Source organism: Nocardia sp. NPDC005366, from assembly GCF_040606855.1.
Classification (GTDB): Bacteria; Actinomycetota; Actinomycetes; order Mycobacteriales; family Mycobacteriaceae; genus Nocardia.
The window spans coordinates 1-4,671 of the sequence record NZ_JBEXFQ010000083.1; the positions used below are offsets into that span (position 1 = coordinate 1).

General features: G+C 68.5%; 1 protein-coding gene. It reads left to right on the forward strand.

What is annotated here, in order from left to right; translation table 11 throughout:
* Nucleotides 1–4,671: type I polyketide synthase (locus ABZS43_RS36400; RefSeq protein ID WP_355040563.1), on the forward strand; the 4,671-nt coding region annotated here is incomplete at both ends.

Sequence of the window (4,671 nt, forward strand, 5' to 3'; positions counted from 1 at the left end):
GCGCGGGAGTGGCCGCGATATGGTCGTCCGCGGCGTGCGGGGGTGTCGTCGTTCGGGATTTCGGGTACCAACGCCCACGTCATCCTCGAAGAGGCTCCTGCCGAGACCGGAACCTCCGAGGCTCCGCGTGCCCCGGCCAACGTGCCACTGCCCTGGGTGCTGTCCGCGAAGTCCGCGGCATCCCTTGCGGCCCAGGCGCACAGGCTGATGGAACACATCGCGATGGAGGACATGACGGCTGCCGATGTAGCGGTTTCCCTGGCGCGGCGCTCGGTGTTCGAGCATCGGGCGGTCGTGCTGGGGACTGAGCACGAGGCGCTGCTCGGGGGCCTGAAGGCGATCGGATCCGGCGAAAGCGAATCGGCCGAGGGCGTGGTGTCGGGCCTGGTCCGGGTGTCCGGCGAGCGGACCGCGCTGGTGTTCCCGGGGCAGGGTTCGCAGTGGGCTGGAATGGGCCGGGAGCTGTTGGAGGGTTCCGCGGTGTTCGCCGACCATATGCGTGCGGTGGACGAGGCGTTGTCGACGCTGGTGGATTGGTCTGTGCTGGAGGTGGTCTCGGGGTCGGCGGTCGATGTCGATCTCGACCGCGTGGACGTGGTGCAGCCCGCGTTGTTCGCGGTGATGACATCGCTGGCGCGGTTGTGGGAATCGGTCGGGGTTCGTCCCGATGTGGTGATCGGTCATTCCCAGGGTGAGATCGCGGCAGCCTATGTGGCGGGCGGTCTTTCGCTCGAGGACGCCGTGCGGGTAGTGGTGGGTCGTAGTCGCGCGATCGCGGCGATGTCCGGGTCGGGAGCGATGGTCTCCGTCGCGGCACCGGCGGCCGAAACACGAGAGCTGATCGGTCGGTGGGACACCGCGTTGAGCATCGCGGCCGTGAACGGTCCTGCGGCGACGGTGGTCTCGGGCGACGTGCAGGCATGCGTCGAGCTGCTGTCGCGCTGTGAACGCGCCGGAGTCTGGGCGCGCCGGATTCCGGTGGACTACGCGTCGCATTCCGAACAGGTGTCGCACCTGCGGGAGTCGGTGCTCGACGCGGTATCGGGGATCGTTGCGCGCACTGTGGCGCCCGGCGGCCCGGTCTTCGTGTCGACCGTGACCGGTCGCCCGATGGACACCGCGGAATTGACGGCGGAGTATTGGTTCACGAATCTGCGGCAGACGGTGCGTTTCGAGGAGGCGGTGGCCGCCGCGTTCGAGTCGGGCTGTCGCGCGTTCGTGGAGTCGAGTCCGCATCCCGTCCTCACCGGCAGCGTTCAGGACACTCTGGATGTCAGGACTGAGGGCACGACCGTGGTCGTGGAGTCCCTACGCCGATATGACGGCGGTCTGCGCCGATTCCTCGCCTCGGCGGCCGAACTGTTCGTCGCGGGCGGACACGTGGATTGGCCCGTGGTGGCGGCGGCCAGTGGTGGCCGCTGGGTGTCCCTTCCTCCGTACGCGTTCCAGCGCCGCCGATTCTGGTCGCTGCCGCAGTCGAACGGTGACGCGACCGGTCTCGGTGTGCATGCGGTCGGACACCCGCTCCTCGGAGCCTGGGTCGAGACCCCCGACAGCGGTCGCGTGATGGTGACCGGCCGTGTGTCTCTCGCTTCCATGCCGTGGCTGGCCGATCACGCGGTCGCTGGTCGAACGGTGTTCCCCGGCACCGGTTTCGTCGAGCTGGTGGCCGCGGTCGCCGAGCGCCTGGGCGCCGCGGAGATTCGCGATCTGGCCATCACCGCACCGTTGGTGTTGAGCGACAACGCCGTTCGGATGCGCATCGTGGTCGATGAGCCCGATGCCGAGGGGCGACGTGCGGTGCGGGTGTTTTCCCGGCCGGACACCGACGATATCGACGATGGCCCGGAGGGGATCACGGGTCCGTGGATGGCGCACGCCGAGGGCGTGGTGGCGCCCGCGGCGGTCGCGCCCGGAACCGAGTACGACGAGGCGTCGTGGCCGCCGGTCGGCGCCGTCGCACTCGATACCGACGGTGTGTACGAGCAATTGGCGCGCCGCGGTTACGAATACGGTCCGGCGTTCCAAGGTTTGACCGGTGTGTGGCGTGACGCCGATGAGGTGTGTGCCGAGGTCGAATTGCGGGGCGGCGAGGCGACCGGATTCGGTGTGCACCCCGCGCTGCTCGACGCGGTGCTGCACGCCGCGCTGACGATCACCGGGTGGGACAATTGTGTGCGCTTGCCGTTCGCCTGGTCCGGTCTCCGCGTCCACGCCGTGGAGGCCACCCGACTGCGTGCCCGTATCCGTGTGATTGGCGACGAGACCGTGTCGATCCGGGCGATGGACGTCGCGGGAGCACCGGTCCTGACGGTGGAATCGCTATTGCTGCGTTCCATCTCGCCGGAATCGCTGGTGGGTGCCGCGGTTCAGGCTCCCGACGGTCTGCACCAGATGCGTTGGCGAGCAGTGGAAAAAGGCACCTACCCGGATTCCGGGCCGCATGAACTGAAGATATTTCGATGCGTGTCCGGGGAGTTCGCATCCGAAGTGGTCACCGACGCGCACGAGCGCACGGCGCGCACGCTCGACTTCCTGCAGTCCTGGCTGGGCGGTGAACCCGCCGCGGCGGCACGCGCGGTGATCGTGACCCGGGGCGCGGTCGACACCGGCGACAGCGCGGTGACGGACGTGGCGGGTGCGGCCGTATGGGGACTGGTGGCATCGGCGCAGTCGGAGAATCCGGGCCGGATCGTCTTGTTAGACAGCGATTCCGATCTGGACGAGGACGCTGTCGCACAGGTGCTGGGCCATGTCCCGGACCGGGAGACGCAGGTGGTGGTGCGCGATGGGCATACGTTGTTGCCCCGCCTGGCGAAAGCCGAGTTCGACGCCGCCGCTACCACAGCAACGGATCTCGCCGCCGGCACGGTGCTCGTCACGGGCGGCCTCGGCGGCCTCGGGGCGCTGGTGGCCGGGAAATTGGTCGAGGTGCACGGTGTCCGAGACCTGGTTCTGACCAGTCGCCGCGGGGTGGACGCTCCGGGCGCGGCCGCCGTGGTGGACGAATTGCGTTCGGCCGGAGCGCGTGTGCGGGTCGTGGCGTGTGACATCGCAGACGGGGATGCGGTGCGGGATCTGGTCTCCGGGATCACGGCTGCGGGCAGGCTGACCGGTGTGGTGCACGCCGCAGGCGTGATCGACGACGGCGTGATCGAATCACTCACCACGGATCGGCTGCGGACCGTCATGGCTCCCAAAGTCGATGGCGGCTGGAATCTGCACCACGCGACCCAGGACCTGGAACTGCCGCTGTTCGCGGTGTTCTCCTCGATCGTCGGAACGCTTGGCATGCCGGGGCAAGCCAATTACGCGGCGGGTAACCGTTTCCTGGACGGTCTGATCTCTTATCGCCGCGCACGAGGACTGTCAGGTGTGTCCCTGGCCTGGGGGCTGTGGGACCGGGCCACCGGGATGACCGGCCATCTGGACGCCGCCGCAGTGGCTCGTATGCGTCGTGAAGGCGTTGCCGCCCTCTCCACACGCCAGGGCCTGGCGCTGTGGGATGCCGGTCTGGCGAGCGGACAGTCTCTGCTCGTGGCGGCCCGCACGGATCGGTCGGCATTGCGCACCGCCGCTGAGGAAGGCCGGTTGTCGCCGATACTGTCCGGGCTGGTGCGCGACGCCCGTCGCACCGCGGCGCGCGGGACGCCGGAGAATCTCGGCGGTCTGTGGAATCGACTCGCTGGATCGAGCGCCGAACGGCGCTACGAAGCCGTGCTCGATATGGTGCGCACGCAGGCGGCGGCGGTGCTGGGACACGATGCCGGTACGGCCATCGATCCTGGTCGCGCATTCAAGGAATTGGGGTTCGATTCGCTTGCGGCGCTGCAATTCCGCAATGCACTCGCCGCCGCGACCGGGCTGCGGCTGCGGTCCAGTCTGATCTTCGACTATCCGACGGCGGACACGCTGACGCGGCACCTGCTCGCCGAATCGGGCAGCGACCCGAGCTCGCCCGTGTCCCGAGTGGTCCCGTCCGCTTCGGCCGGCGACGAACCGCTGGTGATCGTGGGTATGGCGTGCCGGTACCCGGGCGGGACCGACTCGCCGTCGGATTTGTGGTCGATCGTCGATCACCGGGTCGACGCCGTCGGTGGCTTTCCGCTCGATCGTGGGTGGGATGTGGCCGGGTTGTACGACCCGAGGCCGGGTCAGGCGGGCAAGTCCTATACGCGATCGGGCGGATTCCTCGGTAACGCGGGTGACTTCGATCCGGGGTTCTTCGGTATCAGTCCCAAAGAAGCGTTGGCGATGGATCCGCAGCAGCGGTTGCTGCTGGAGGTGTCGTGGGAGGCGCTCGAGGACGCGGGGATCGACCCGCTGGGCCTGAAAGGTAGTGCCACAGGTGTTTACGCGGGGCTGATGTACCACGACTATCCGGACAGCGACGGCTTCGGCGCCGTGGCTTCGGGTCGGGTGTCCTACGCGTTGGGGTTGGAGGGCCCTGCGGTGACGGTGGATACGGCGTGTTCGTCGTCGTTGGTCGCGTTGCATCTGGCGGGGCAGGCGGTGCGGTCGGGGGAGTGCGAGCTGGCTCTGGTGGGCGGTGTCACCGTGATGGCGACACCGCACATGTTCGTGGAGTTCTCCAGGCAGCAGGGGCTTTCGTCGGATGGGCGGTGTCGTTCGTTCTCCGGTGCGGCCGATGGTACTGGGTGGGCCGAGGGT